The sequence below is a fragment of the Microcystis sp. M53603_WE2 genome (assembly GCF_030065435.1).
Genome location: NZ_JASJFF010001300.1, coordinates 1 through 2,878 on the forward strand (window position 1 = coordinate 1; position 2,878 = coordinate 2,878).

General features: G+C 43.2%; 4 protein-coding genes. 2 read left to right on the top strand and 2 right to left on the bottom strand.

What is annotated here, in order from left to right; all coding sequences use genetic code 11:
- The first annotated feature begins 28 nt into the window (after nt 1-28).
- Nucleotides 29-1,102 (top strand): Gfo/Idh/MocA family protein, encoded by a 1,074-nt coding sequence (locus PX481_RS27215; RefSeq protein ID WP_052277637.1) that lies wholly within the window; start codon nt 29-31, stop codon nt 1,100-1,102.
- 51 nt (nt 1,103-1,153) lie between these two features.
- On the opposite strand, the gene PX481_RS27220 is transcribed toward PX481_RS27215, so the two are convergent.
- Nucleotides 1,154-1,489, bottom strand: coding sequence for an excalibur calcium-binding domain-containing protein (locus PX481_RS27220; RefSeq protein ID WP_288097057.1), 336 nt, complete (start codon nt 1,487-1,489; stop codon nt 1,154-1,156).
- 138 nt (nt 1,490-1,627) lie between these two features.
- On the opposite strand from PX481_RS27220, the gene PX481_RS27225 reads away from it, so the two are divergent.
- The gene (locus PX481_RS27225; protein WP_004266827.1) at nt 1,628-1,879 is read left to right on the top strand and encodes an AbrB/MazE/SpoVT family DNA-binding domain-containing protein; all 252 of its coding nucleotides are present in this window, start codon (nt 1,628-1,630) and stop codon (nt 1,877-1,879) included.
- A 167-nt stretch (nt 1,880-2,046) separates the two neighbouring features.
- Here the strand turns inward: PX481_RS27225 and PX481_RS27230 are convergent, their stop codons facing one another.
- On the bottom strand, nt 2,047-2,259 hold the full coding sequence (locus PX481_RS27230) for a hypothetical protein (protein ID WP_002766476.1): 213 nt from the start codon (nt 2,257-2,259) through the stop codon (nt 2,047-2,049).
- Nucleotides 2,260-2,878 lie beyond the last annotated feature (619 nt).

Below are 2,878 nucleotides of genomic sequence, written 5' to 3' on the forward strand. Positions count from 1 at the left end.
GGAGTGTGAACACAGGAGTCTAAAATTCATGTCCAATCAACCAGCAAACTTTCCGGGTAACAGAAATCAACTCAAACCGATTAAAGTCGGGGTTATCGGGGTCGGTAACATGGGACAACACCATAGTCGCATCCTGAGTTTATTAAAAGACGTGGAATTCGTCGGGGTGGCCGATGTCAACGTCGAAAAGGGACTGGAAACTGCCAGTAAATACCGAGTCCGTTTTTTTGAAAATTATTTAGATCTCTTACCTAGGGTAGATGCGGTTTGTATCGCTGTCCCCACGCGGTTACACCATCGAGTCGGGATGGACTGTCTGCAAGGGGGAGTACATACCTTGATCGAGAAACCGATCGCCGCTAGTATTAGTGAAGCGGAATCTTTAGTCAACGCAGCAGCCGATCACGATTGTATCCTGCAAGTGGGTCATATCGAGCGTTTTAATCCCGCTTTCCAAGAGTTATCGAAAGTCTTGAAAACCGAGGAGATTTTAGCGATTGAATCCCATCGCATGAGTCCCTATTCCCAGCGCGCTAATGATGTGTCGGTGGTGTTAGATTTAATGATCCACGATATAGATTTAATTTTAGAATTAGTCTCCGCTCCCGTGGTGAAATTAACCGCTAGTGGTAGTCGCGCTGCCACTGATTCCGGTTATCTCGATTATGTCACTGCAACCCTTGGTTTTAGTAATGGAGTAGTGGCTAATTTAACCGCTAGTAAGGTGACTCATCGCAAGATTCGCCGTTTAGCGGCCCACTGTAAAAATTCTCTCACGGAAGCGGATTTTCTCAATAATGAAATCCTCATTCACCGGCAAACCACCGCTAACTATAGCACCGATTACGGTCAAGTTCTCTACCGTCAAGATGGTTTAATTGAAAAAGTTTATACCAGCAATATTGAACCCCTACACGCGGAATTAGAACATTTTGTTCATTGTGTGCGCGGTGGGGACCAACCTTCTGTCGGTGGGGAACAAGCTTTAAAAGCTTTACGATTAGCTAGTTTAATCGAACAAATTGCCCTTGATGGTCGCGTTTGGCAACAATCGGACTGGAATTATCAATATCTTAATTCTCCCGTGATTACTGCTTCTTAATTGTTTTCACCCCGATTCTTTAAATGAGAGAATTGGGGTGAGGAACCAAAGTTAGTTATCTGGAAAACTTTCCAAACATTTTTCTGAGGATTTTTTTCCACACCATTGACTTTCACAGGGAACTCCATCACCGTCTCCATCCATTTTGACATTGGGGCAATTTTTCAAGAAAAAAGTCGCTTCTGCACAGGAGGTCATCTGGGAACAGTGAGTTCTACCATCGCACCGAAACTGTGGAGAAGGACTAGGTTTTTTCTGGGGAGTGGGACGATTATTGTTGTTAGCTACGGCTAAATTATTGAGGGTTTTATGGACAGAAATTGGTGATTTTATTGATATTTGTTCGCTCAGAAAACCCAGAATTAAAATAACAAGTACTTTTTTCATAAAATGCTTGACTGATTCTCTGCTCTTATCATAGTACCAAATAGGATACAGGATAATAAATCAGAGTTATTCCCAGGTAAACGTTTGGGGGGGGTCAAGCAGCCAGTGGCACTGACTCTTCCGATTATTTGTTAGTATATGCAGAAAAACACCATGAAAATTAGCCCTAACGGACAAATCACTATTCCCCCTGATATTCAAGAAAAGCTTGGGTTGTTACCCGGTACAGAAATCCAGCTGGAAGTGATTGGGGATATCTTGCAAATTCGCAAGCCTAGAACCCTCAGCCGGGGAAAGCAACTGATTGCCGCTATCCGTGGCAAAGCAACTAGCCGTCTAACAACCAACGACATCATGCAAGCGACCCGTGATACTAAATCTGGTTATTAAAGACTGATTATTTATTACCCCTTTTGCCTCTTGCCTCTTGCATGAGTGCCTGTCTTCATAAGTAGCCTATACTCAACAGATTTAGTATAACAGGTTCTCTAATGACTCTAATAACTAAATCAGGCTTGAGTCTTCTTAGTTGAGTCCCATAGAGAGGATCAACATTTTCATCTAAGAGATATTTCAGACTCATTTACTTGTTTGACTGCTTTTCTTTGTTGCCTTAACTTTCTCAATTTTTCCGCCACAGGAGGAGGATTTTGTTTTTGTATTTCTCTCATTCTTTCTCCATGTTCAATCCATTCGGTTAAATAATTGGTTATTTTTTCTTGCTCATGCAAATAGTACAGAATTGTTGCATAAACTTGTTCTAAGCTCAAAGATGAGTAAGTTTTGGCAATTTCTTCAGGTGTTTTAAGTAGGGAGGCACAATTATTTGTAGGATGGGTTAGCGGTAGCGTAACCCATGCGGGCGTTGGGTTTCATGCTTCAACCCAACCTACGTTCTTATCATAGTACCAGATAGGAGACAGGGTGCATCCCACATTTGCAGAAATACCGACAATCAGCAATTATCAGTGACTCTTAAATTAGTACAAAAATATGAACAATCGCGTGTAAGCATCCCACTGAAAAGCTAATGCGCTCCGGGGTTTGGGGGCGGCACCACGCCCCCAACGGGGTAGGGTTGATTCATGAATCAACCCTACCTTGAATCAACCCTACGCTCCCAACGGTAGGGTTGGGGGGTAGAACCCCCCAAACCCCCCGTTGGGGGCGTGGCGCGGTCACTGAGCCTTGTCGAAGTGCCGCCCCCAAACCCCGGAGCGCATTAGCTTAACTGTGAGATGCTTACACGCAATTGTTCATATTTTTGTACTAATTTAAGAGTCACTGATAATTGCTGATTGTCGGTATTTCTACAAATGTGAGATGCACCCAATCAGTAATCAGTAAACAGTAATCAATAATCAGCGAAAAGACAGCAGCAAACTGGCA

What these genes read in the sequence shown, in the direction of transcription:
- PX481_RS27220 (WP_288097057.1), bottom strand. Translation starts at nt 1,489, where the DNA reads ATGAAAAAAGTACTTGTTATTTTAATTCTGGGTTTTCTGAGCGAACAA.
- PX481_RS27215 (WP_052277637.1), top strand. Translation starts at nt 29, where the DNA reads ATGTCCAATCAACCAGCAAACTTTCCGGGTAACAGAAATCAACTCAAA.
- PX481_RS27225 (WP_004266827.1), top strand. Translation starts at nt 1,628, where the DNA reads ATGCAGAAAAACACCATGAAAATTAGCCCTAACGGACAAATCACTATT.